Source organism: Flavobacterium aureirubrum (assembly GCF_038739835.1).
Classification (GTDB): Bacteria; Bacteroidota; Bacteroidia; order Flavobacteriales; family Flavobacteriaceae; genus Flavobacterium; species Flavobacterium aureirubrum.
Genome location: NZ_JBCGDO010000008.1, coordinates 1 through 26253, shown reverse-complemented (window position 1 = coordinate 26253; position 26253 = coordinate 1). Strand labels below are relative to the sequence as shown.

General features: G+C 34.3%; 23 protein-coding genes and 1 pseudogene. 14 read left to right on the top strand and 10 right to left on the bottom strand.

The annotated features are described in order from the left end of the window. The 9 genes from nuoF to WFZ85_RS07720 all read left to right on the top strand — a co-directional run bounded on the left by nuoF (window position 1) and on the right by WFZ85_RS07720 (window position 9637). Window positions 1-1368, top strand: a complete 1368-nt coding sequence (gene nuoF, locus WFZ85_RS07760; RefSeq protein ID WP_342695716.1) for an NADH-quinone oxidoreductase subunit NuoF — start codon at window positions 1-3, stop codon at window positions 1366-1368. Between the two features lie 84 nt (window positions 1369-1452). Further along, window positions 1453-2496, top strand: coding sequence for an NADH-quinone oxidoreductase subunit G (locus WFZ85_RS07755; protein ID WP_342695715.1), 1044 nt, complete (start codon window positions 1453-1455; stop codon window positions 2494-2496). After that, a complete protein-coding gene (nuoH, locus tag WFZ85_RS07750) occupies window positions 2496-3527 on the top strand; it encodes an NADH-quinone oxidoreductase subunit NuoH (RefSeq protein ID WP_342695714.1) in 1032 nt (343 codons plus the stop codon). The genes WFZ85_RS07755 and nuoH overlap by 1 nt, the downstream gene beginning before the upstream one ends. Before the next feature lie 6 nt (window positions 3528-3533). After that, complete coding sequence (locus WFZ85_RS07745; RefSeq protein WP_342695713.1) at window positions 3534-4085, top strand: NuoI/complex I 23 kDa subunit family protein; 552 nt, start codon at window positions 3534-3536, stop codon at window positions 4083-4085. Next, window positions 4085-4597 carry an NADH-quinone oxidoreductase subunit J family protein gene (locus tag WFZ85_RS07740; RefSeq protein ID WP_342695712.1) on the top strand — a complete coding sequence of 171 codons (513 nt, stop codon included), beginning with the start codon at window positions 4085-4087 and terminating at the stop codon, window positions 4595-4597. Before WFZ85_RS07745 ends, WFZ85_RS07740 begins: the two co-directional genes overlap by 1 nt. A gap of 2 nt (window positions 4598-4599) precedes the next feature. Then, on the top strand, window positions 4600-4920 hold the full coding sequence (gene nuoK, locus WFZ85_RS07735) for an NADH-quinone oxidoreductase subunit NuoK (protein ID WP_342695812.1): 321 nt from the start codon (window positions 4600-4602) through the stop codon (window positions 4918-4920). A gap of 6 nt (window positions 4921-4926) precedes the next feature. Continuing rightward, window positions 4927-6810 (top strand): NADH-quinone oxidoreductase subunit L, encoded by a 1884-nt coding sequence (gene nuoL / locus WFZ85_RS07730; protein WP_342695711.1) that lies wholly within the window; start codon window positions 4927-4929, stop codon window positions 6808-6810. Window positions 6811-6820: 10 nt separating this feature from the next. Further along, window positions 6821-8257 carry a complex I subunit 4 family protein gene (locus WFZ85_RS07725; RefSeq protein WP_342695710.1) on the top strand — a complete coding sequence of 479 codons (1437 nt, stop codon included), beginning with the start codon at window positions 6821-6823 and terminating at the stop codon, window positions 8255-8257. Between the two features lie 9 nt (window positions 8258-8266). Beyond that, window positions 8267-9637, top strand: a complete 1371-nt coding sequence (locus tag WFZ85_RS07720; RefSeq protein WP_342695709.1) for an NADH-quinone oxidoreductase subunit N — start codon at window positions 8267-8269, stop codon at window positions 9635-9637. A gap of 358 nt (window positions 9638-9995) precedes the next feature. On the opposite strand, the gene WFZ85_RS07715 is transcribed toward WFZ85_RS07720, so the two are convergent. Both WFZ85_RS07715 and WFZ85_RS07710 read right to left on the bottom strand, forming a co-directional pair. Then, window positions 9996-12353, bottom strand: coding sequence for a reprolysin-like metallopeptidase (locus tag WFZ85_RS07715; RefSeq protein ID WP_342695811.1), 2358 nt, complete (start codon window positions 12351-12353; stop codon window positions 9996-9998). Next, the gene (locus tag WFZ85_RS07710) at window positions 12329-13183 is read right to left on the bottom strand and encodes a reprolysin-like metallopeptidase (protein WP_342695708.1); all 855 of its coding nucleotides are present in this window, start codon (window positions 13181-13183) and stop codon (window positions 12329-12331) included. Before WFZ85_RS07710 ends, WFZ85_RS07715 begins: the two co-directional genes overlap by 25 nt. 215 nt (window positions 13184-13398) lie before the next feature. Here WFZ85_RS07710 and WFZ85_RS07705 point away from each other — a divergent pair, with 215 nt between their 5' ends. Continuing rightward, on the top strand, window positions 13399-14514 hold the full coding sequence (locus WFZ85_RS07705; RefSeq protein ID WP_342695707.1) for an NAD(P)/FAD-dependent oxidoreductase: 1116 nt from the start codon (window positions 13399-13401) through the stop codon (window positions 14512-14514). A 3-nt stretch (window positions 14515-14517) separates the two neighbouring features. Next, window positions 14518-15198: a monofunctional biosynthetic peptidoglycan transglycosylase gene (gene mtgA, locus WFZ85_RS07700; protein WP_342695706.1), complete on the top strand. Its 681-nt coding sequence runs from the start codon at window positions 14518-14520 to the stop codon at window positions 15196-15198. A 55-nt stretch (window positions 15199-15253) separates the two neighbouring features. Here mtgA and WFZ85_RS07695 read toward each other — a convergent pair whose 3' ends face one another. The 8 genes from WFZ85_RS07695 to WFZ85_RS07660 all read right to left on the bottom strand — a co-directional run bounded on the left by WFZ85_RS07695 (window position 15254) and on the right by WFZ85_RS07660 (window position 24018). Beyond that, window positions 15254-15634 (bottom strand): DoxX family membrane protein, encoded by a 381-nt coding sequence (locus tag WFZ85_RS07695; protein ID WP_342695705.1) that lies wholly within the window; start codon window positions 15632-15634, stop codon window positions 15254-15256. A gap of 217 nt (window positions 15635-15851) precedes the next feature. Continuing rightward, window positions 15852-16424: a type 1 periplasmic binding fold superfamily protein gene (locus WFZ85_RS07690; protein ID WP_342695704.1), complete on the bottom strand. Its 573-nt coding sequence runs from the start codon at window positions 16422-16424 to the stop codon at window positions 15852-15854. A 3-nt stretch (window positions 16425-16427) separates the two neighbouring features. Beyond that, the gene (locus WFZ85_RS07685) at window positions 16428-18806 is read right to left on the bottom strand and encodes a TonB-dependent receptor (RefSeq protein WP_342695703.1); all 2379 of its coding nucleotides are present in this window, start codon (window positions 18804-18806) and stop codon (window positions 16428-16430) included. Between the two features lie 45 nt (window positions 18807-18851). Next, on the bottom strand, window positions 18852-19211 hold the full coding sequence (locus WFZ85_RS07680) for a hypothetical protein (RefSeq protein WP_342695702.1): 360 nt from the start codon (window positions 19209-19211) through the stop codon (window positions 18852-18854). A 94-nt stretch (window positions 19212-19305) separates the two neighbouring features. Next, window positions 19306-20295 carry an aspartate-semialdehyde dehydrogenase gene (locus WFZ85_RS07675; protein ID WP_342695701.1) on the bottom strand — a complete coding sequence of 330 codons (990 nt, stop codon included), beginning with the start codon at window positions 20293-20295 and terminating at the stop codon, window positions 19306-19308. Window positions 20296-20465: 170 nt separating this feature from the next. Next, a complete protein-coding gene (mscL, locus tag WFZ85_RS07670) occupies window positions 20466-20846 on the bottom strand; it encodes a large conductance mechanosensitive channel protein MscL (RefSeq protein WP_342695700.1) in 381 nt (126 codons plus the stop codon). A 71-nt stretch (window positions 20847-20917) separates the two neighbouring features. Continuing rightward, entirely contained in the window at window positions 20918-23314 is a 2397-nt protein-coding gene (locus WFZ85_RS07665; protein WP_413789733.1) for a bifunctional UDP-N-acetylmuramoyl-tripeptide:D-alanyl-D-alanine ligase/alanine racemase, read from the bottom strand. A 62-nt stretch (window positions 23315-23376) separates the two neighbouring features. After that, a complete protein-coding gene (locus WFZ85_RS07660) occupies window positions 23377-24018 on the bottom strand; it encodes a thymidine kinase (RefSeq protein WP_342695698.1) in 642 nt (213 codons plus the stop codon). A 197-nt stretch (window positions 24019-24215) separates the two neighbouring features. Between WFZ85_RS07660 and WFZ85_RS07655 the strand changes: the two genes are divergently transcribed. From WFZ85_RS07655 to WFZ85_RS16540, 3 genes and pseudogenes are all read left to right on the top strand, one after another. Continuing rightward, window positions 24216-25106 carry a hypothetical protein gene (locus tag WFZ85_RS07655; RefSeq protein WP_342695697.1) on the top strand — a complete coding sequence of 297 codons (891 nt, stop codon included), beginning with the start codon at window positions 24216-24218 and terminating at the stop codon, window positions 25104-25106. Between the two features lie 46 nt (window positions 25107-25152). Further along, on the top strand, window positions 25153-25854 hold the full coding sequence (gene rsmI / locus WFZ85_RS07650) for a 16S rRNA (cytidine(1402)-2'-O)-methyltransferase (protein ID WP_342695696.1): 702 nt from the start codon (window positions 25153-25155) through the stop codon (window positions 25852-25854). Window positions 25855-26134: 280 nt separating this feature from the next. After that, window positions 26135-26253 (top strand): annotated as a pseudogene (locus tag WFZ85_RS16540) (IS982 family transposase); the annotation flags it as partial.

Sequence of the window (26253 nt, the reverse complement as noted above, 5' to 3'; positions counted from 1 at the left end):
ATGGGAAGAAAAATATTATTAGACAAAATCAACGTTCCAGGAATTAAAACCTATGAAGTATACCGTCGTGAAGGCGGTTATGCATCTGTTGAAAAAGCCCTGAAAAAAATGACCCCAGATGAAGTGGTTGAAGAAGTGAAAACTTCGGGACTTCGTGGTCGTGGTGGCGCAGGTTTCCCAGCTGGAATGAAGTGGAGTTTTATTGATAAAAAATCAGGAAACCCTAGACATTTGGTATGTAATGCTGACGAGTCAGAGCCTGGAACTTTCAAAGACAGATATTTAATGGAGTACATTCCTCACCTATTGATTGAAGGGATGATTACTTCAAGTTATGCTTTGGGTGCCAACTTATCCTATATTTACATTCGTGGAGAATACATGTGGATTTACAAAATTCTAGAAAAAGCAATAGCCGAAGCAAAAGCTGCTGGCTGGCTAGGAAAAAACATACTAGGTTCTGGTTACGATTTAGAACTTTTTGTTCAAATTGGTGCTGGTGCTTATATTTGCGGAGAAGAAACTGCATTAATTGAAAGTTTAGAAGGAAATCGAGGAAATCCAAGATTAAAACCACCTTTCCCCGCGGTTAAAGGACTGTGGCAGAATCCAACTGTGGTTAATAATGTAGAAACTATTGCTGCTGTGCCTTGGATTGTGAACAATTCTGGTGCTGATTATGCCGCAATTGGAATTGGTCGCTCTACTGGAACCAAATTAATTTCCGCCTCTGGAAATATTAAAAATCAAGGCGTTTTCGAAATTGAATTAGGGGTTTCTGTCTACGAATTCATCAATTCTGATCAATATTGTGGCGGAATGCAAACCGATAGACCTTTAAAAGCACTAGTTCCAGGAGGAAGTTCGGTACCCATTTTACCAGCGAATTTAATCTATAAAACCGCTGCTGGTGAAGACCGCTTGATGACTTACGAAAGTTTATCAGATGGTGGTTTTGCAACAGGTTCTATGCTAGGTTCTGGAGGATTTATTGTTTATGATGACCGAGCTTGTATTGTTAGAAACACATGGAATTTTGCACGTTTTTACCACCATGAATCCTGTGGACAATGCACGCCTTGCCGTGAAGGAACAGGTTGGTTAGAAAAAGTATTATGGAGAATAGAAAATGGTCAAGGACGCGAAGAAGATATTGAATTGTTGTGGAGTATTCAATCAAAAATTGAAGGGAACACGATTTGTCCTTTGGGTGACGCGGCTTCATGGCCTGTTGCTGCAGCAATTCGTCACTTCAGAGAAGAATTTGAATATCATATTCGTTTTCCTGAGAAAATTAAAAATAGAGATCACTTTGTGAATGAGCCATTTGAAAAAGTAAAGCATCTAGTAGCAAAACAAGAAGTATAAATTAAAAGTACGAAGTTAAAAGTTGGAAGTACAAAGTGGAAACACTTAAACTTTTAAACTTTTAAACTTTTAAACAATTTGAAAATGAAAGTAACGATAGACGGTCAAGAAATAGAAGTAGCACCAGGAACGACAATCCTACAAGCTGCTCGTATGATTGGTGGAGAATCTGTTCCGCCAGCCATGTGTTATTATTCTAAACTAAAAGGAACTGGCGGAAAATGCCGTTGCTGTTTAGTAGACGTTACTAAAGGCAGCGATGCTGACCCACGACCAATGCCTAAGTTAGTAGCATCGTGTGTCACAGGTTGTCAAGACGGAATGGAAGTAGCTAGCAAAAAATCTGACAGAGTTACCGAAGCCAGAAAAGCCGTAACCGAATTTCTTTTGATAAATCACCCATTAGATTGTCCAGTTTGTGACCAAGCAGGAGAATGTGATTTGCAAAACCTAAGTTTCGAACACGGAAAACTTCAACATCGATTTATTGAAGAAAAGCGAACTTTTGAACCAGAAGATATTGGCGATAAAATTCAACTACACATGAACCGTTGTATCGTTTGTCAACGTTGTGTTGAAGTAGCCGACCAGTTAACTGATGGCAGAGTACACGGGGTTTTAAATCGTGGTGATCATTCTCAAATATCTACTTGCGTTTCAGCAGCCATTGATAACGAATTTTCTGGAAACATGATTGATGTTTGTCCAGTTGGAGCGTTAACTGATAAAACATTCCGTTTCAAATCTAGAGTTTGGTTTAATAAACCATTCAACGCTCACAGAGATTGTGATAAATGTTGTGGAAAAACGACCGTTTGGATGTTTGGTAACGAAATACAAAGAGTTACTGCTCGAAAAGATGAATACCATGAAGTAGAAGAATTCATCTGTAACACCTGTCGTTTTGACAAAAAAGAAGTTTCAGACTGGGTTATTGAAGGTCCACGTAAATTTGAAAAGGACTCTGTTATTAATCAAAATAAACACTACGGAAAAACGGACACTGTTGTAATTAATACCGAAAAAGGTATTTTACAAGGAAGAGACATTGACCGTAAAAAAATTAGTATGGCTGAAATTGACTACAATGAGAAAATCGATGGTAATCCTTTAAAAACAACAAAATAATGGACAGTGCATTTATCATAGAAAAGAGTATTTTCATTTTTGCTGTTTTTTCCATAACCATGCTGATGGCCATGTATTCTACTTGGGCAGAACGAAAAGTTGCCGCTTTTTTGCAAGATAGAGTTGGTCCTAATCGTGCCGGTTGGGGCGGATTATTACAACCGCTTGCCGATGGAACAAAATTATTTGCTAAAGAGGAATTCTTCCCCAATACACCCAACCGTTTTTTATTTATAGTTGGACCAGCAATTGCCATGAGTACTGCATTAATGACCAGCGCAGTAATTCCGTGGGGTGATAAATTAGAAATTTTTGGTAGAACCGTAATCCTTCAAGCTACAGATATCGATGTGGCTATATTATATGTTTTTGGAATTATATCAGTAGGTGTTTATGGAATTATGATTGGTGGATGGGCTTCTAACAATAAATTTTCATTGATGAGCTCGGTAAGAGCAGCATCGCAAATGGTTTCATATGAAATTGCAATGGGATTATCTATTATTGCTTTATTGATGATGTCTGGATCATTGAGTTTAAAAGTAATTGCAGAACAACAAGCTGGAATGAACTGGAATGTTTTCTATCAACCAGTTGGCTTTCTTATCTTCTTAATTTGTGCTTTTGCAGAAACCAATAGAACGCCTTTTGATTTAGCCGAATGTGAGTCGGAACTTATTGGCGGTTATCATACTGAATATTCCTCAATGAAAATGGGTTTTTACTTGTTTGCCGAGTATGCTAACATGTTTATTTCATCAGCAATTCTAGCTGTATTATACTTTGGAGCTTATAACTATCCTGGAATGCAGTGGATGGTTGACAATGTGGGTGTTAATATTGCTAACATCATTGGTATTTTGGTTTTATTTTTAAAAATATGTGGTTTTATCTTTTTCTACATGTGGATTAGATGGACAATTCCACGTTTTAGATATGATCAATTAATGCACTTAGGATGGAAGATATTAATTCCATTGGCAATAATAAATATTATGGCAACCGGAGTTTGTATTCTAGTTTTTAAATAAAGAAGTATGTCAACAGCTATTCAAAATATATCGTTATCTGGCAAAAAGAAGCAAGTTTCCAATAAGGAAATGACGTTTTTAGAAAGAATGTATCTTGTGGCAATTGTTAAGGGATTGCTTATTACTATAAAACATTTTTTTAGAAAAAAAGCTACTATTCAATATCCGGAACAAGTTAGAGAATTCAGCCCAGTTTATCGCGGAAAACATACCTTAAAAAGAGATGAACTTGGTCGAGAGAATTGCACAGCATGTGGACTTTGCGCATTATCTTGCCCAGCTGAAGCCATTACTATGAAAGCCGCGGAAAGAAAAAAAGGTGAAGAACATCTTTATAGAGAAGAAAAATATGCTGAGATTTATGAAATTAATATGCTTCGTTGTATTTTTTGTGGATTGTGTGAAGAAGCATGTCCAAAAGATGCTATATATTTGACCCTTTCTAAAGAGTTGGTTCCAGCATTGTATGAAAGAGAAGATTTTATTTATGGGAAAGATAAATTAGTCATGCCTCTTGAAATAGCTGTTAAAAACACTCAATTAAAAAACGCCAACTAATGTCGTCAGTATTACTCATTTTTTATGTCCTTGCAGCCTTTACTCTGGCAACAGCATTCTTAACAATTTACAGTAAAAATCCAATTCATAGCGCTATTTATTTAGTATTATGTATGGTATCTATTATGGGACATTACTTGTTGCTTAATGCCCAGTTTCTTGCCATCGTGCAACTAATTGTTTATGCAGGAGCCATTATGGTATTGATGCTATTTACCATCATGTTAATGAACCTCAACAAAGAAGACGAAGTTCACAAACCTAGAATAACACGGCTAGGTGCTGTTGTTATCTTTGTTTTGATGAGCATTGTTTTAATCACCATTTTTATCAATTCAAAAACAATTATGGGTGAATACGACAGCTCCGGTGAAGATTTTCAATCGATAAAGGTTTTAGGAAAAGTATTATTGAACGAATATATGGTTCCATTTGAATTTGCTTCTATTTTATTATTGGTAGCAATGATTGGAACAGTATTATTGACTAAAAAAGAAAAAGACCAGAAATAATGATAGAAAATATTTTAAATATAATAGGTATTGAAAATTACCTCTTCCTAACGGTTCTTCTTTTCTGTATTGGTGTTTTTGGAGTGTTGTATCGCCGAAATGCTATTATCGTTTTTATGTCCATTGAAATAATGTTAAATGCGGTAAACTTGCTATTCGTAGCATTCTCCACCTATCATCAAGATGCCGAAGGACAAGTTTTTGTATTCTTCTCTATGGCTGTTGCAGCAGCAGAAGTTGCCGTTGGATTAGCAATCTTAGTATCTGTCTACAGAAATCTCGGCTCTATTGATATCGACAACTTAAAGAATTTAAAAGGATAATCTGCGATGGAAACAAATTTAGCTTTAACATTATTACTTGCTCCGTTTATTGGATTCCTTTTCAATATTTTCTTTGGTAAAAAAGTGAGCAAAGGTTTTTCGGGTGCGATTGGAACTATTACAGTTATTGTATCTTTTTTACTAAGTCTTTATTTTTTTACGCAAATAAATAAAAGTGGTCCTTTTGAATTATCGCTTTTTGATTGGCTTGAATTAGCAAGTTTCAAAGTAGAACTCGGCCTTTTATTGGATCAATTGTCTGTTTTGTGGCTATTGTTTGTGACAGGAATTGGTTCTTTAATTCATTTATATTCTATCAGCTACATGCACGATGATGAGAATATGCATAAGTTTTTCGCTTATTTAAATTTGTTCGTTTTCTTCATGATAACGCTTGTAATTGGTAACAACTTACTAGTAATGTTCATTGGTTGGGAAGGCGTTGGATTATGTTCTTATTTGCTAATCGGGTTTTGGTATAAAAATCAACCTTACAATGATGCTGCCAAGAAAGCGTTTATTATGAACAGAATTGGAGATTTGGGCTACTTAATCGGGATTTTCATTCTTGCCAGTTTATTTTCTAGTTTAAATTACTACGAAATGAAAGAAGCAATAACCGCTGGCACTAACGACACTTTATTACTATCAATCGCCGCACTGTGTCTTTTCATTGGAGCAACAGGTAAATCAGCACAATTACCTTTATACACGTGGTTGCCTGATGCGATGGCTGGACCAACGCCGGTTTCTGCATTAATTCACGCAGCCACGATGGTTACTGCTGGTATCTTTATGATAACTAGAATGAATTTTTTATTCGATTTAACACCAGATGTTCAAAATATTATCGCTATTGTTGGAGCAATTACTGCTTTGGTTGCCGCTTCTATCGGATTATTACAAAATGATATTAAAAAAGTACTGGCTTATTCAACCGTTTCTCAATTAGGCTTAATGTTTTTAGCATTAGGACTTGGTGCCTATACGGTTGCTGTTTTCCATGTAATTACACATGCTTTTTTCAAAGCGTGTTTATTTTTAGGTTCGGGCTCGGTAATTCATGGATTGCACGGCGAACAAGACATGCGGAAAATGGGTGGTTTACGCAAAGCGATGCCCATTACGTTCTGGACAATGCTGATTTCAACATTAGCAATCGCTGGAATTTTTCCTTTTGCAGGTTTCTGGTCAAAAGACGAAATATTAATGGTTGCATTTGAACACAACAAAGTGTTATGGATAACCGCTTCTATCGCTTCAATAATGACAGCCTTTTATATGTTTAGATTAATGTATTTAACTTTCTTTAGAGAATTTAGAGGAACAGATGAGCAAAAACACCATTTGCATGAAAGTCCAAGTTTAATGACAATACCTTTAATAATTCTAGCAACTTTAGCTACAATTGGAGGTGCAATTAATTTGCCAGGAAGCATGTGGTTGAACCATTTTCTCGAACCCGTTTTAGTAGCAAAACACGAAGCACATCATCTGGGAACACAAGAATTTATATTGATGGGAATTGCCTTAGTTGGTGCACTTATTGGAATTATTTGGGCAAATGCAAAATACATCAAGCAAGGTTTTGTTCCTAAAGAGGATACTCAAATTGTTGATTTTTCAAAAACCATTTATAACAAATATTATGTTGATGAATTTTATACATTCTTGATAGTAAAACCGTTAAACGGACTTTCAAACTTTTTCAGAACAACTCTTGAACCCGCTCTAGGGAAAGTGGTATTTAGTTTAGGACATGCTGCTAGCGGATTGGGAACTCAGGGGAAAAAATTACAAAATGGAAATATTGGTTTATATCTTTTTGCTTTTGTGATTGGAGTTTGCGCCATCATTACTTATTTATTTATAACTCATATTCCACAATAATTTTTACATAATGGATGTAACTGCTGTATTATTATTACTTCTCGTTGGTTCAATTGCAACTTTTTTTGCTGGTAATAAATTAGCCTCTAAAATCGCCTTTCTTTTTAGTTTAGGTGCTTTTGGTTTATCTCTTTATTTGCTTAGCCTACTGAACAATGGACAAAACATTAGCTACTTTGGGAACTGGATAAGCAATCCAAATATAGCATTAGCTTTGAAAGCTGATGGACTATCGATGGCAATGGTTTTATTAACCACCGGATTAACCTCGTTGATTACTTTATCCTCTTTTGATACTAATTTTTCAAATACAAAAAACTTATATTCTTTAGTTCTTTTCATGTCATTTGCAATGACAGGAACTTTCTTAGCTTCAGATGGATTATTATATTATATATTTTGGGAATTAGCTCTAATCCCCATCTATTTTATTGCTTTAGTGTGGGGCAACGGCGATTTAGAAGAACGTAAAAAAGCGGTTGTAAAATTTTTTATATACACTCTTGGAGGTTCATTATTTATGCTTGTTGCTTTTGCCTATTTATATTCAAAAGCTGGAAGCTTTTTAATCGACGACTTGTATAAATTAGATTTATCTTCTACTGAACAATTTTGGATATTCCTTGCCTTTTTCTTGGCTTATGCTATTAAAATTCCTATTATCCCGTTTCACACTTGGCAAGCAAAAGTGTATCAAAAAGCGCCAACAGTAGGAACAATGTTACTTTCGGGTGTAATGCTAAAAATGGGATTATACAGTATTATTCGCTGGCAATTACCTATTGCGCCCAATGCAGCAAAAGAATACATGCCTGTTTTGATTGGTCTAAGTATCGCTGGAGTTATTTATGGCTCAATAGTGGCGTTGCGCCAAAAGGATTTGAAAAAATTATTGGCCTATTCATCATTAGCACACGTTGGGTTGATTGCTGCCGGCTGTTATACTTTAACGCTTGATGGTTTAAGTGGTGCGGTTTCACAAATGATTGCTCATGGTTTTGTAATCGTTGGGTTATTCTTTGCGGCTGAAATCATTTCAAGAAGATTTGAAACCTATGACATTACTGAAATGGGTGGCATTAGAGCACAAGCACCGCAATTTACATCCATGTTCATGTTATTAGTTTTAGCTTCTGTTGCACTACCAGGAACGTTTAATTTTGTTGGAGAGTTTACAGTTTTATATAGCTTAAGTCAAGCAAATATTTGGTTTGCAGTTTTAGGAGGATCAACGATAATTTTGGGTGCGTACTATATGTTAAAAATGTTCCAAAATGTAATGTTAGGAGAAACAAATTCTAAAATTTTCACTGATCTAACAACTACAGAAGTCATTACTTTTGTTGCAATAATTGCCTTTTTATTTTTCTTCGGATTATATCCAAAACCAATAGTAGATTTGGTATCACCAAGTTTAAAAGAAATTTTAACCAGTATTAATAACTAAGTCCAACCAATGAATACATTAATTGCCATATCAGGTTTAGGTGTTTTTTGTCTAATCGCTGAAATCTTCAATTTAAGAAAGCTATTGGTTCCGTTTACAATACTTGGTTTATTAGCTATACTTGGTCTTACGGTTTCCGAATTCAATTCACCGGGTTCCTATTACAACAATATGATTATAGTAGATAAATTCTCGGTTGCATTTTCAGCTTTATTTATTATTCTGACAATATTTTTGGTAGCTCTTAGTGGCGATTTTTATAAAGAACATCAAACAAAATTATCCGATTATATTGCCATCAAAATTTTCCTTTTAGTTGGTGCCGTTGCTATGGTTTCTTTTGGAAACTTATCCATGTTTTTTTTAGGAATTGAGGTATTATCTATTTCATTATACACCTTAGCAGCAAGCCGACGATTAGACGTTAAAAGCAATGAAGCTGGAATGAAATATTTTTTGATGGGTGCGTTTGCGTCTGGAATTCTTTTATTTGGAATTTGCCTTATTTATGGTGCTACAGGTTATTTTGACCTTGCTGCAATTAAAGAATTATCATTAGGTGCTGGAATTCCTATTTGGTTTCCTATAGGCATTACATTGATGTCAATAGGTATGTTGTTTAAAATTGCTGCTGCGCCTTTTCATTTTTGGGCTCCAGATGTTTATGAAGGATCTCCAACCATAACGACAGCAACAATGGGTACATTGGCAAAAGTAGTTGCTATGGCTGCTTTATATAAATTATTAAGTGGTATGACCGCATTGCTAATGCCGACGTTTGTTATGGTTATTGTTGTTGTTTCCATTCTTTCAATGACTGTAGGAAATATAATGGCGCTAAAACAAGACAATGTAAAACGTATGCTAGCATTTTCTGGTATATCTCACGCTGGGTTTATGTTGATGGCTATTTTAAGTTTAAATAGTGCAAGTAGTACACTTTTATATTATACAGCAGCCTATGCTTTGGCTGGTATTGCTTCTTTTGCAGTAATCATTTACGTTACACGTGATAAAGATAATCAAGCAGTTAGCAATTTCAATGGTCTTGGCAAAACCAATCCATTACTAGCTGCTATTTTAACAGCGTCTCTATTATCTATGGCAGGAATTCCAGTATTTGCAGGATTTTTTGCCAAATTTATTTTGTTTAGTCAAGCAATAAATGCAGGATATTTATTTTTGGTAATTATAGGAGTAATCAACTCAATAATTAGCATTGGATATTATTTCAAACTGATTTTAGCAATGTATACTAAAGAGTCTGCCGATGAAAAACAACCGGTCCCTTTTGTGTATTATTTTGTTGCAGTAGTTTCTATTTTTCTAAATTTATTGATGGGGATTTATCCCTCATTTGTGTTAAACTTATTGAGTTAAGATAACTTATAACTATTATAGCGGAAGTCATTTTTTTAAATAAAAGGTGGCTTTTCTTTTTATACAATGAATAAAGTAGTTTTATTAGTACTGTAAGTTATTATACATAGAGTGTTTATATGTAATCTATGCTCTTGATTGTAAAGCTTTTTACGTTTTTTACCTATAATTATTAAAACCAATATGGGACAGAAATTAAACGTAAACAACACAAACAGAAGTCTGCTAAATTCAAGAAATCACGCTACATTGGATTAAAACCATCCGCTGACAGTTATTGAGCAATAAATTAGTAAAGATCTAAAAAACAAAAAACCACTCTAAAAAGAGTGGTTTTACCGAATACTTCAAACAAATGTTATTCTTTAAGAAAACGTTTGGTGGTTGTAGCCGTTCCATTGCTTACTTCGATTAAATAAGCACCGTTTTTTAAATCCCCAACATAGATATTTTCATTTTCAATTTTCCCTCTAGCTAACTCTTGTCCCATCAAATTAAATATTCTATAAGTTGATGGCATTTCAAGATTAGAAATATTTAAAATATCCCCTTTAACAGGATTTGGATATAAATTAAATGATAATGTACTATCGCCTTCATCTATTCTTGCTGTAGATGTAATGTTTACAGTATAATCTTCTACTTCACCAAAGGAGAAGGTCTCACAAGATGTTGGCGATGCATTATATTTCATTGATACTCTCATTCTAGTCGCGCCTAACAAAGCGGTACTAGGAATTGTAAAACTTCCCGAAATCGGCGTTGCCGTTGTTCTGTTTCTATTAAATACTTGTTCACCAGCATCTAGGAAATCACCATCACGGTTATAATCTATCCATACTCTATAAGCCTCACTAAAAGTTGCACCGGTCCATCCTGGCGTTATGATGATTGTGTTACTTCTTCCACGAACTAAATTGGTAGAAAGTGATGTAAAATTGCCATAACCACCATTATTACCTGATAAGTTATTTATAGTTCCAAGTTGTACTCTATTTATAAACTCGTCAGCTGTACTATTTCCTCTAGAAACACAATAAGTAACTGTTGACACTGCCAAGGTTGTTACATTTACAGTATTACTATTTACAGAAACATTTCCAGCAGCATCTTTTGCTCTTACATTAAAAGTATAAGAAGTTGAGGCCGTTAAACCTGTAACAGCAAATGTAGTAGCTGTAGTAGTAGAACCTATTAGCGTTCCGTTTCTTAAAACATCATAGCCAGTAACAGCTACATTATCTGTGGCAACTGTCCATGAAAGATTGGTTGTCGTTTGTGTAGTACCAGACGCAGATAGTGCAGGCGATGACGGCGCGGTCGTATCAGCTGCCGGAGCTAAAGTTGTAACAGAAACAGCGTTGCTATCAGCAGATATATTTCCAGCAGCATCTTTCGCTCTCACAATAAAAGAATAAGTAGTTGACGCCAATAAACCTGTCACTGCAAAAGCAGTAGCAGTTGTTGTAGAGCCAATTAAAGTACCGTTTCTAAAGACATCATATCCGGCAACACCAATATTATCAGTAGCACCACTCCAAGATAAATTTGTACTTGTTTGCGTTGTTCCTGAAGCTGAAAGAGTTGGTGCTGTTGGCGCGATTGTATCAGAAGAGCCAGCAGTAATAGTGAAATTGGTATTGGATACATCAAAGAAGATATGATTGGTTCCTTTTACCATAATTCTATTGGTTGTGCCGGCCAGATTTGGAATTGTCACTGCTTGTGTTCCATCATTTGGTGTGGCGGCCAACAATGTAATCGGGTAGGTAAATCCTCCATCCGTAGAAAGTAAAATATCAACATTGGCGCAATTTACGCCGTTTGCGGTCGTTCCTGCTACATTCCAAGTTATGGTTTGCGCACTATTTCCCGCATAAGTCACAGCAGTATTTGGCGCGCTTACCGAAAAAGGACCAGCCGTACCGTTTACTGTCACGATCATATCGTCTGATCTGTTGCCGGAACCACCTACTCTATTATCACGAACGGTAAGTCTAAAATTCATAGTTCTTGCAACTGATGGCAATGCTTCTACTGCAATTTCAGTTCCTTGTGTTGTAGTTGCACCCGCTAAAACAGATTGAATTCTAGGAAAATAACGTACAGGTGATGTTGACGAATTATAGGATCTAAAAGTTGGTCCTGATGTTTTTGTTGCACTGGCAGCAGAACTAGCTCCAGTTTGTGTAGATAATGCATTATCAAATTGTTCCCAGTTATACGTTAACACATCGCCATTGGCATCTGTTCCAGAACCAGTTAACATAAAAGGAGTACTTCCAGGAATCGTATAATCCAAGCCAGCATTAGCAGTTGGAATTGCATTTCCTGTAGGCGTATTGGTTTGACAAGTTTTATTTTTAACATTGTTTGTCACTTGCTGAATACTTACCGCGTGAAAATAAGCATCTGAAATAGTTTGAACATCTTGGCTAGTTATACCAGCATAACCCATAATAGTTGAGCCAGAACCTGGTTCCATATTAACGCCTGTTCCTTCGTTACTCATAGAAAAGGTATGATTTGCCCCAAATTGATGACCAAGTTCATGAGCTACATAATCGATATCAAATGTATCTCCTGTAGGTATAGTACTAGAAGTAAATGCACTTCCTTTTGAACCATTTACACAAACACAACCAATACAACCAGCGTTACCGTTATTACCAGCTCTTACAAATAAATGACCTACATCATAGTTTGCTTCACCAATAACAAAGTTAATGTGCTTTGCAATTGACTATTGTAGCTTGTTGTATAAGGATCAGTCGATGCGTTAGTATAAATCACTAAATCGTTGTTTGCAATCAGTACCATTCTTACGGCAAAATCATTTTCAAAAACGCCATTAACACGGGTCATCGACGCATTAATTGCAGCCAATGCTTGCGCTTTAGTTCCTCCAAAATAGGCAGTATATTCTCCAGTACAAGATACTGCTAATCTAAATGTTCTAAGAGTAGCGTCATCGGCATTTCGAAGCATCACTTGAGGATTTGCCATCGCTGTTTCTGCAACAGAACACTCAAATGGAGATAACACTTTTTGTTTATCAGCTTTTCTATATACTGTGTAAGTAGTATAATCACTTGATATTGACTCAATAAAAACCGTACCTCTATCTACATTAATCATCATTGATTTGCAGCCCAAAGGCGACAAACTAAAATAAACTGTTTTCAGAGGATTATCAACACCAATTCCGACATAAGATTTGATTTCCGGATAACGCGCTGCCAATGCTGGGTCAAAAACTGAATTTTCAAAAACTTTAAAATTTTCTAACTGCCCATTTTCATTGGGTATAGAAAAAAATGTACTTGAATTATTCAAGCTTACAGATCTTTCTGGAGCATTTGCCAGTAAAGTTTTTGCTTGTTCTAAATTTAAAGTAAATAGATTTTTTTCTGGTAAAATCATCTTACTTTCCAGTGGAACCATATCAGATTTTTTAGTGGTCGCGTTCCAAGGAGAACCTTTTGTTTGGGAAAAAGCAACACTACTTATTATTAGCAGTGTAAGCAAAAGTAACTTGTGTTTCATAACTTAATTAATTTGGTTAAAATTAGATTCTAAGATTAGAACTATTTTTTTTATTTCAGTGAATTAAAAAAGAAAATGTTAATATTTTACTAAGAAATACTTAAAATTAATAAATAATAATTCGTTATTAAGGTAAACCTTTACATAAAACACAAAAGAATATTTATAACTTTTGTAGTTAGTAACAAAAGCGTTATTTTTAAAAAAAATTAAAAATGAACCTGAGTTATTGGGAACTTAAAAACTGGTTTTCAAATATTGATTATACCATTGTTGGAAGTGGAATTGTTGGATTGCATTGCGCCTTGGCTTTAAGGGAAAATTATCCTGAAAGTACAATTTTAATTCTCGAAAAAGGAATTTTACCAGAAGGTGCAAGTACAAAAAATGCAGGCTTTGCGTGTTTTGGAAGTATATCAGAAATTTTAGACGATTTAAAATCCCACAGTGAAGAAGAAGTAATCCAACTCATTCAAAAAAGATGGAACGGATTGCAAATACTTCGAAAAAACCTTGGCGACGCCGCCATCGATTTTAAACCTTATGGTGGCTATGAATTGTTTCTAAAGGAAGAGGAAAGTAGTTATAACGAATGTTTACAGAAAATTTCCTTTATAAATGAAATATTGAAACCCATTTTTAGAAATGATATTTTTACAAAAGAGATAGACCGATTTGATTTCAATGGCATTCAAGACTATTTAATTTTTAATCCTTACGAAGCGCAAATCGACACCGGAAAAATGATGCATGCTTTATTACAAAAAGCTGTAAATAATAATATTATGATTTTAAATCAAATTGAAGTAAAAACTTTCCACGATAAAAAAGACAGTGTAGAAATAAATTTAGGCGATTTTACTTTCCATTCAAAAAAACTTCTATTTGCTACAAATGGTTTTGCTGGACAACTAACAAAAAACCAGGTTAGACCCGCAAAAGCTCAAGTTTTGATTACTGAACCTATTTCAAATTTAGATATTAAAGGCACTTTTCATTTAGATAAAGGATATTATTATTTCAGAAACATTGATGATAGAATTTTAATTGGAGGAGGAAGAAATTTGGATTTTGATGGGGAAACCACCACACAATTGGGTCAAACTGATTTAATTCAAAATCGATTGGAAGAATTGTTAAAAGAAGTAATTTTACCAAATACTGAATTCAAAATCTCACACAGATGGAGTGGCATCATGGGAATGGGTTCGAGCAAAAAACCACTTGTTGAACAACTTTCAGATAATGTATATTGCGGAGTTCGACTTGGTGGAATGGGCGTTGCTATTGGCAGTATAGTGGGTAAAGAATTAGCCTATTTAGTTAATTAGAATATGATTAGAAACATTGTACGTTGGTTTAAAAAAATAATTTTATGGTTTTTTGGACTGTCCATTTTATCTGTAATTATTTTTAAATGGATTCCAATTCCTTTTACACCTTTGATGGTCGTGAGAATTATTGAATTCAAATTAGACAACCAAGAGGCAATTTACAGTCACGATTGGATTCCTCTCGAGGAAATATCGCCCAATCTTCAAAAAGCGGTCATCGCTAGTGAAGATGGGAATTTCCTAAAGCACAATGGCTTTGATTTCGAAGCCATGCAAAAAGCGTTCAAAAACAATCAAAAAGGTAAAAGAATTAAAGGTGGAAGTACGATTTCGCAACAAACTGCCAAAAACATATTTCTGTGGCAAGGTAGAAGTTATTTGAGAAAAGGATTAGAAGCCTATTTTACTGTTTTGATAGAATTAATTTGGGGTAAAGAACGGATTATGGAAGTGTATCTCAATAGTATTGAAATGGGAAATGGTGTTTATGGCGCAAAAGAAGCTGCAAGATATTGGTATAGAAAGGATGCAATTAATTTAACCAAACGAGAAGCAGCCGGAATTGCCGCCATTCTTCCTAATCCGAGAAAATATAAAGCTACAAATTCTAGCTCTTATATCGAAAGAAGAAAAGATAGAATCATCCGAACAATGAGACACGTGGGAAAAATAGAATATTAAAAAAAGGCGTTCAAATTATAAATTGAACGCCTTTTAAAATAAAATAACCAATGACCTAATAAAACAATGGTTTGTATTGCTGCCAATGTTTAAAAATCAAGATCGAATTAAATACCACAATTAATAAAGCAACCGAAAGTCCAGGAATATCTAAAAACAAATGGAATAGTAAAATATTAATAGAAATTGGAGCTAACAATATTAAGGCAAAAGCAATCCATTTTTTTAACAAAAGCAGGGCTCCAATAATAACTTCTAAAACACCCACAACAGGAAAAATATATCCTGTTGATCCAAGAGAGTTCATAAAATCGCCTGCTGGTGTATTTAAATCAGGAGCATCCATAGGAATAAAATGTAAAAACTTATTGGCACCAAAAACCACAAGTATAACTCCCAAAAAAATTCTAACAATTTTTGTAAACATTGAATTCATAATTTTTTTATTTTACAATTAGTAATAATGTAAAAATAAAATTAAATATTTATAAATAAAGCATTTTAAAGCTTAAAATTTTAAGCTAATTATAAACATTCTAACTTAAATACATAATTACATTTTATTTTCCTTCCATAAAAAATGCCCCAAATAGTGTCTAACTTTTTGGGGCATGTTCAAAAGAAGGAAACCTTTATAAGTAACCTAAAAAAAATTAATTCCCTACAACAATTGGGAAAGTTACAGCAACATCCGTTGATCCACCAGCATTAGCGATATTACCTGCTGAAACACCAGCTGCATTTTTATTTAATTCGTGTCTAAGAATAACACTGAAGTTTCCTGTTCCAGTACCTGTAGTAGTTAAAGTAAAGAGTAACCCTATTGGCTTGCCATTTACATCTGTGTCATTATATGTTACAGTTCCAAGACTGTTAGAAACCTGATAAAATACTTGATGCTCTGCACCTTCTTCTTCTACTTCAATTGTTATATCTTCTGCAGGTGTATCGGTTTCGTCTAAAAACGAAATAGTCCCTGTATACGTTGTATTTGGAGCCAAATTGCCAGATACAGGCGTAATCACTGGCGGATTTGGACCATCACCATCTAAATCTTTAGAAGTAAAAGTTACTGTCTGTCCGCCACTTGTTAAATTTACAATAACAGTTGTAATTAATTCCTCTTCATTAACAGGAGCATCGTCATTGTCACAAGAGGTAAATGTTGCCGCAGTAATCGCTAAAAAAAAGATTTTCGTTTTGTTTAAATAATTCATTGTTTTCATTTTTTAATAATTAATTTTTAATTGAATTTGAAAGTTTCTACCTATTTCATCGGCATAGAAACGTTGCCGGTTTAAATAATCTCTGTATTTGGTATCTAATAGGTTAAATACAGAAAAACCTAGTGTTGCCATAGAATTATTGGCGATTTTGAATTGAAAATCAGATGCAAAATGCAAAAGATGATACGCAGCTGGCGGCGAACTAATATCCACTTCTACAGGAGTTAACTCGCCATCTACAATAATATTTGTAATAAAATTGTTATTTGGGAATTGGGTTTGTCTAAAAACTATTTCGCTCTGCAGTTCGAGTGTTAGATTGTTCCAATCTTTTTTGTTGAACGAAATTCGGTTGTTGATGTTCAACGGAGGCATATCGATAATAAAATCGTCATTGGTTTTATCTTTTCCGTTTACATATGATAAAAGCAAACGATGTTGCCAATGTTCATTGATTTGCCATTCTGAATTCAAGTCAATTCCAGTCAACAAAGCATCGATTTGTTGGTATTCCCAAACTGGAAAAGCACCGCGAATTGTAGTTTCAAAGCCAACTGGTTTCAAAAACATATAATCTTCGATATAATTCAAAAACGGATTGATGTTTACCTTGAAATTCTTCCATTGTTTTTGCAAAGAAGTACTGATTTTATTCGACTTTTCTTGTTTCAAACGCAAATCGCCCAATTCAATCATACCACTCGAATGATGCAATCCATCACTAAAAAATTCAGAAGGATTTGGATTTCTAACCGCACGACTGATATTGAAATACCATTCATATTCGTTTCCGAAGGAATATTGCGTTCCAACACTTGCTGAAAAATTATGGAAAGTAAACATTGGTTTGGTTAACCATTGTGTACCAAAATCTCCTTCAATAAAATGGTTAAATTCTGGACTGTAATTTCGTTCGTTCCAACGTGATTTCAGATAATATTTGGTCGCTTCAATCGTTGAAAAATCATAACGAATTCCAGCTTCTACCGAAAAATCATCCGAAATATGATTGTCAACAATAGCATAAACTCCGGCATCAAACTTATTATAACTTGGAATTAACGGGCGAACTCCAGTAGCAGGATTGGCAAAATTGTTTTGAAACGAACCCATAAACCCCGATTTAAAATCCCACGTGTCAATGCTCAATTTATAATCGGCATTAAAAGTATGTGTCATCAAGTTTAAGTCCAAAGCTGCTCTAGAATCTGAAACACCGGTTCGCAAATCAAATTCTTTTCGATTATTGAATTGAAAAGCATATTGTAAACCAATAGATTCGCCATCTTTGATGTAAAAATTGTAATTCAGCTTCGCCAAATGATGTTGCACTTGTTGCTTCGGATTTTTAATCGAATAAGTGAAATCTCTGACAGTCGAAGGTATTTGATTATCAATTGAATTCTCCAAATCGGTAACATTCCCAATATGTGAAGCACTCAAAATTCCGATGGTTGCATTGTACAAACTGTAGTAAGCAGAAAAATCGAATTTTTTACCAATATATTTCACATCGCCAGAAAAATTGGCTTCACGGTTTCCAGTATTGGACAAAATATAATCGGGTGATTCTCTGTCGCCAAAATATTTGAAACTTCCTTGAGCATTCCAACTCCAGTCGCAAAAATTTCCTTTGTGTAAACTAGAAGAAATAGTTCCGCCACGACCATTGGATTCCATTGTCATAATGGTTTTTCCAAAAAGTGTGTCTTTTTTGGTGCTGAAAGGTTCAATAATTACAATTCCACCAATGGCATCGCCACCATATTGCAAACCAGATGCGCCTTTTAAAACCGTTATTTTTCCGGCAGCATTTATATCAAAATTTGGTGCATGTTCGGTTCCCCATTGTTGGTCTTCAAGTTTCACATTGTTGTTGTAAATGCCAACTCGGCTGCTATGCAAACCATTAATTACGGGTTTAACAATCGTGCTTCCGCTTTTCAATATTGAAACTCCTGAGACTTCTTTGAGTGCATTTCCTAGCGATTGACTACTGAATTTTTCAATGGTTTTCTCTTTGATTTTTTGTTCCGAAACCGAGTGATTGAAATAATTATTTTTATGTTTTACAACAATTTCTTCCAATTGTTCACTTTTTTGTTTCATCTTAAAATTAATCTCAAGATTGCCATTAACTTCAATAATCGTATCAATAGGTTTGTAGCCAACATAAGTGATTAACACTTTTGTCGAACCATTTGGAACATTTCGAATAATGAATGAACCATCTTTTTTACTATTAGTCGATTTTGATGAAATGTGAATATGGCTTTTTTCCAATGCCAAATCGTTTTTATCAACTATTTTTCCGCTTATTGTATTTTGGCTAAAAATTGTACCAAAACACAACAAGCAAAAAAACATACTGAATTTTTGCATTTTGTTGTTTTCTAATTCGTTAACACTAAGTTAGGTCAAGAAAATTTAAACAATTGGCGGTCCGCGAAGAGAAAAACTACTTCCTGAGTAGAAAGGGATAAAATCACTATTGTGATAAGTAGAGGTTTTGAAATAAACAGAATAGCTTTCAAGGGTAAAGTCTGCAAATTTTGTTTCAGTATAATTACTAAAAGCATATTCGCAAACATGACATTTTTCCCAATAATGACTATGATTTAAAGTAGCTTTATCAGAATATTTATGAAAACAACTTTCGCCAGATAATTGTTTTGCTAAATGCTCAATAGAATGCAACGATTGGAAAAGCATTGAGAACAATACCGCCAATCCAAAAAAGAAATTAATCGTTTTAAATCTATTAATCATTAATGCAAAGGTAGCCATATTAAAAAAGAAACCCGTTTGATTTTAACAATTTTTTAGAATTGCAAAATCAAACGGAAACCCTATTTATAAATTCCGCGTAGTCGAAAATAGACTATACTAATTTATTGTCGACCAAATACTCCGCAATTTGAACGGTATTGGTTGCAGCACCTTTTCTCAAATTATCAGCAACAATCCACATATTAAGTGAGTTTGGCTGACTTTCATCACGCCGAATTCTACCCACAAAAACATCGTCTTTTCCTTGTGCGTATAACGGCATTGGATAGGTATAGGTATCATTGTTATCTTGAACTACAACACCATCAGTATGGTGTAAAATGTTGCGAACTTCATTGACATCAAAATCATTTTCAAACTCTACATTCACCGCTTCACTGTGGCCACCAACAACTGGAATTCTAATGGCAGTTGCAGTAACAGCAATAGATGCATCACCTATTATTTTTTGGGTTTCGCGAACGAGTTTCATTTCCTCTTTGGTATATCCATTTTCTTCAAAACTATCACACTGTGGAATAGCATTTCGATGAATTTGGTATTTGTAAGCCATTTCGCCTTGAACTCCAGCGTATTCGTTTTCTAGTTGTTGCACTGCTTTAACTCCTGTTCCAGTAATCGATTGATAGGTTGAAACGATAACACGTTTGATATTATATTGTTTGTGTAACGGTGCTAAAACCATGACCATTTGAATAGTAGAACAGTTTGGATTAGCAATGATTTTATCGTCCTTTGTTAATTCTGACGCATTAATTTCTGGTACAATTAGTTTTTTTGTCGGATCCATTCGCCAAGCCGATGAGTTATCAATAACGGTTGTTCCTGCAGCTGCAAATTTTGGAGCCCAATCTAAAGAAGTTTGACCTCCAGCCGAAAACAAAGCAATATCAGCTTTCATATCGACAGCGGTTTGTAATCCTACAACTTTGTAATTTTTACCTTTGAACTCAATCTCTTTACCAACAGATTTTTCAGAAGCAACAGGAATTAATTCCGTTACAGGAAAATTTCTTTCTGCTAAAACTTGAAGCATTACTTCACCAACCATTCCGGTTGCACCAACAACAGCAACTTTCATATTATTATGTTTATAGATTTATATTTAAAGAAGCACAAAAATAAATAGAAAAAGAACATAAAACAGAGAAAAAAGCTATTACATAAAAATACCATCATGATAACGCTATTAAATAGAAAAACCGCCTCAATTAAGAAACGGTTTAGTTAAGAATAAATAATGCAGCGGTATTATTTTTTTAATAAATCTCTAATTTGTGTCAATAATTCTTCTTGTGATGGTCCAGCAGGAGCAGCAGGAGCAGCAGGCTCTTCTTTTTTCTTCATGCTATTGATTGCCTTTACCATGATAAAAATAACGAAAGCAATAACAAGGAAACTAATTACTGCTGCTAAGAATTTTCCATAAAGAATTCCACCCTCTGTTTTTAATTCGGCTAAGTTTTCAACTTGAGCTGCTTTCAAAGCAGGATTTAATAATGCTGGTGTAATTACATCAGACACTAATGAATTTACAATGGCGCCAAAAGCAGCTCCAATAATTACTCCCACGGCTAAATCCATGGCGTTCCCTTTTGAAATAAAGTCTTTAAATTCTGAAATCATTCCCATATTTTTTTGTTTTATTGGTTAATAAGGAATCTAAAATAATTATTATCTTACTATTTTATTAAAAAATATAATTATTCTCTATAAAAAACTCTTTTCACGCGCTGCGAAATACTAGTTAAAATTTCATAAGGAATGGTATTCAATTGTTTTGCCATAAAACTGACTGTTGGATTTTCCCCAAAAATAAGTACGGCATTTCCTTCTTTACAATCAATATCGGTAACATCCACCATTAACATATCCATACAAATACTTCCAATAATTTTTGCTTGCTTATTTTCAATTACAACATAACCAACGCCTTGACCCCAACTTCTTCGAATACCATCGGCATAGCCTATTGGAATGGTGGCCACTTTTGTTTCTCTTTCGGCAATAAATCGCCGTCCATAACCTACACTTTCTCCTGCACTAATTGTTCTTATTTGCGAAATAATTGATTTTAAAGTACCAACTGTTTCTAGTTCTTTCTGTTCGTCACTATCATTTGAAATTCCATATAAACCAATGCCTAAACGAACCATGTCATACTGTGCTTCGGGGTAATTTGTAATTCCTGATGTATTTAAAATATGCCGTATTGAATTGTAATTCAACTCTTTCTGCAATTGAGATGAAAGCTTGTCAAACAATGCAATTTGCGATTTTGAAAAGGCATCGTGCTTCATATCGTCGCTTGTTGCCATGTGCGATAAGATACTTTTGACTTGGACACTTTCGTTTCCTTTTAATATCTGAGATAATTCTTGAATATTTCCCTCCTCAAACCCCAGACGATGCATTCCCGTATCAATTTTGATATGAATAGGGAAATGTTTTAACTTCTTTTGTTCTGCAATTTTCAAGAAGGCTTTTAATCCTTTTATCGAATATATTTCAGGCTCCAAATGATGTTGAATAATAGCAGAAAAACTTGTCGTTTCGGGATTGAGAACCATTATCGGAACTGAAATTCCTGCTGTTTTTAACGAAATTCCCTCATCGGCAAATGCCACACCAAGATAATCTACTTTATGATGTTCGAGCAGTTTTGCAATTTCAAAACCACCATTTCCGTAACCAAATGCTTTCACCATAACCATCATTTTGGTGTTTGGCGCCAATTTCGACTTAAAGAAATTGTAATTATGACTAATAGCGTTCAAGTTAATTTCTAAAACAGTTTCATGTGTTTTTTCTTCTAAAAGAGAGACGATTTTCTCAAAATGAAAATCTCTTGCACCTTTAATTAAAATGGTTTCGTTTCCGAAATTCAAATTATCGAAGGCATCGGTAAATTCAGATACGTTCTTGAAAGTACTACAATTAATAAATTTATTTTTATACTGAGAAATAGTTTCCCCAATGCCAATGACTCTATTAATTTTATTGGAAATAATTAATTGTGAAACTTGCGAATACAATTCCTCATTATTCAAACCACTTTGAAAAATATCAGATAGAATAATGGTTTTTTTCTTGTGTTGCTTTTGATTTTCCAAAAAATCCAAAGCAATTTTTAACGACTGAAAATCAGAACTATAACTATCATCAATCAGGGTACAATTAGTACTTCCATTCTTAACTTTTAATCGCATTTCTACAGGATACAATTGCGAAATTCTAGTTTGTATCACTTTTGAATTGTAACCTAAATAAAGCATGACCATCATGCAATGAATAGCATTTTCAATCGATGCTTGATCCTGAAAAGGAATAGTTAAAGGAAAAGTATCTTCTTTATAAGTGACTTGCAACTCCGTTAGGTCATCTGTTTTCTTTGTTGTGATAAAAACAGCAGCAGTTTTATCGACAGAACTCCAAGTAAACGTTTTTATTTTTGGGTTAACAAACGCTAAAATCGTTTTATTTTTGTTTAAAATCAATACAGTAACCGATGTGAACAGTTTCAGTTTTTCTTTAATTTTTTCAGCAACACTCGGAAATCCTTCGTCATGAGCTGAACCAATATTACATAAAATCCCAATATTGGGTTGAATAATTTTTTGAAGCTTTTCCATTTCATTCATCATAGAAATTCCCGCTTCAAAAATTCCGAAATTATGCTTTTCGTTGATAGCCAAAATTGAAAGTGGAACACCAACTTGAGAGTTATAACTTTTCGGACTTCGGATAACGTTGTAATCGGGGCTTAAAAGGAAGTTTAACCATTCTTTTACAATAGTTTTCCCGTTGCTACCTGTAATTCCAATGATGGGAAAATCAAACAAACTTCTATAATAGCTAGCAAATTTTTGTAGTGCTTCGAGTGTATTTTCGACAAGTAAAAAATTAGCTCTGCCCTCAACGCTCTTTGGAATATGAGTTACCACAAAATGCTTAACACCTTTATCAATTAGTTCTTCTATGTAGGAATGACCATCATGATTGGGTCCAGAAAGCGCGAAAAACAAAGTGTTGTCATCGTTTTGTAACGACCGACTATCAATTGAAATGCTATCAATTATGGCCACATCGTTTTTCCCCATCCAAGTGGCTTTGATTATGGAAGCTATATTTCTAATAGTTTGTGTCAAGCGGTTTTGAATTATTACTGCGTTAGTTCGCTTCGTGGATCTTCTTTAGACAAATGCTCTGCATCTTTTACTTCTAAGTTTTCGCGCATGGCTTTGAAATAGGCTGCACGACTAAGTGGTTCATATTCTTCAGTTTCGCCTAGTAAAACCAGTTTGTCACTATCTGTTTTTCTAAAACTATAATGCGCTAAATTGCCTGTTCGAGTACAAACGGCATGAACTTTAGTAACATATTCAGCAGTAGCCATCAAAGCAGGCATTGGTCCAAAAGGATTCCCTTTAAAATCCATATCCAAACCGGCTACGATTACTCGAATGCCAGAATTAGCCAAATCATTACAAACCGAAATAATTTCGTCGTCAAAAAACTGAGCTTCATCAATCCCAACCACATCACAACCTTGTGCTAAAATTCGAATATTAGCAGCCGCAGGAACAGGTGAAGAACGAATTTCGTTTGAGTCGTGTGAAACCACCATTTCATCATGATACCGCGTATCAATAGTTGGCTTGAAAATTTCCACCTTTTGTTTGGCAAATTTTGCTCGTTTCAATCGGCGAATGAGTTCTTCGGTTTTTCCAGAAAACATGGAGCCACAGATTACTTCAATCCAACCAAATTGTTCTTTATGATTTACTGTATTTTCTAGAAACATTTTGTAACTTTCTTGCGCTAAAGAGGATTAGTTTTTATTACTTTGTGTCGACAACAAACCGATATAAAAAAATTGTTTTTACATCGTTTCAAATGTAGAAAATTTTTAATTAAGGTAACTTCATCCAAGGAGTAAATAAAAAGGATAGAAAAAAATTTAGTAAATAATTTTAGCGGATTTCAAATAATTTTAAACACATGAAAAAAAGATTAGAATCTGAATTAATCAGTATTGCACACCGAATTTTAAAATTAAAAAACAAATCGGAAGTGGACCAATTGTATAAGGAAACTCAAAAATTATACGAAACGCTGACGGTTTTAAAATTCTATCAAGACAATTTTGAATTGGTAAAAGATGATGTTTCTGCTAATGATTTAGAAGAAAAATTAGAAAATCCTATTGAAAACGCAATTCCTGTCAATAACATTCCCGAAATCGAAAAAGAAACTACAATAGAAGAAACTTCGATTTCAGAAGAATTGGAAAATATGCCCGAAGCTATTTTAACTGAAGAACCACTTGAGGAGGAAATTGCTGTTGCAACTGAAAATAAGGCCGAAGTTGTTCAAGAAGAGCCAATTTTCAGACCTATCTTTGAATTGGAAGTTGAGCAACCAGAAGAAAAAGTGAGCGATAGCGAAATAGAAGCACAGATTGAGCCAGCAGAAATAGCGTCTGAGATAAAACCAGAAACAAAACAAGTAGCATTAGAAGATTTATTGGGAGAAAATTATGTTGATCCTATTTTTGTTAAACCCAATGAGGTATCATTATTTTCTTCCGACACAAAATCTACTGAAGAAATCGAACCAACGCATCGAGAACCAAAACTAATCAATTTGAATTCCTCGTTGTCGAAATCAATCGAAATAGGATTAAACGATAGAATAGCCTTTGTAAATCATTTATTTGGCGAAAGTAACGAGGATTTTAATCGCGTAATTTCTCAACTAAACACATTTGACACGCTCGAAGAAGCTAAAAATTTCATCAACGAAATGGTTATTCCAGACTATAATTATTGGGTTGGAAAAGAAGAATATTTAGAACGTTTTATGGAAATTGTGGAGAAAAAATTCAAATAGATACTGAAATTCTGAAATCAATTCAGCACAAGTAAAATCAGCATAAATGTCCAAACTGTATATAGTTCCTACGCCGATTGGTAATCTCGATGATATGACTTTCAGAGCTATAAAAGTTTTGAAAGAAGCCGATTTGATTTTGGCAGAAGACACACGAACTAGCGGAAAATTACTCAAACACTTCGAAATTTCCACTCACATGCATAGTCATCACATGCATAACGAACACAAAACGGTGGAGAATTTAATCAAACGATTGCAAGCTGGAGAAACCATTGCGTTAATTAGTGATGCTGGAACGCCAGCCATTTCTGACCCTGGATTTTTATTAACGCGCGCTTGTGTTGAAAATAATATAGAAGTCGATTGTTTGCCTGGCGCAACAGCTTTTGTTCCAGCGTTAGTCAATAGTGGTTTGCCCAACGACCGTTTTATTTTTGAAGGTTTTTTGCCCGAGAAAAAAGGAAGACAGACCCGATTTTTGGCTCTTGCCGAAGAAACCCGAACCATGATTTTCTATGTTTCGCCACATAAATTAGTAAAAACCTTAGCCGAATTTATTCAATATTTTGGTGCCGAAAGACCAGTTTCTGTTTCACGAGAATTGTCAAAACTACACGAAGAAACCATTCGCGGAACTGCGGAAGATGTTTTAAAACACTTTGAAGCTAAATCTCCGAAAGGGGAAATTGTTGTGGTTGTTGGTGGGAAAACAACAACTAAAGAAACTAAAAAACAATCAGAATAATAATTATCTAATGAACCTACTCCTTTTTAGAAAAATTAAAACAAACATTGAAAAATATAGATGAAAAAAACAAGCAAAACATCTGTAGTTTTATAAAGTTAGGATAGAATTTAATTTCATGGCGAAGTTTTAACTTTAAAAGGATAAAAATTATTTTGCTTTCCGCATTAATTATTAAATTAACCCGTTGGGTGTAATTATTTGAAGTAAAATAAATTGATTAGATATTGGTCAAGATACTGAAATGCAGTATCTTGAAGTCGCAAAACAACCAATATCTATGTCAAATATAGTAAAAAAATATTTAAGAGTTTTAGAAGTTATAAGTTCTTTGAATTGTGAATTAGAATTTAAATCAGGTGTTGGTAGAAAAGAAAAAATGTCTGATTTAGAAGTAGT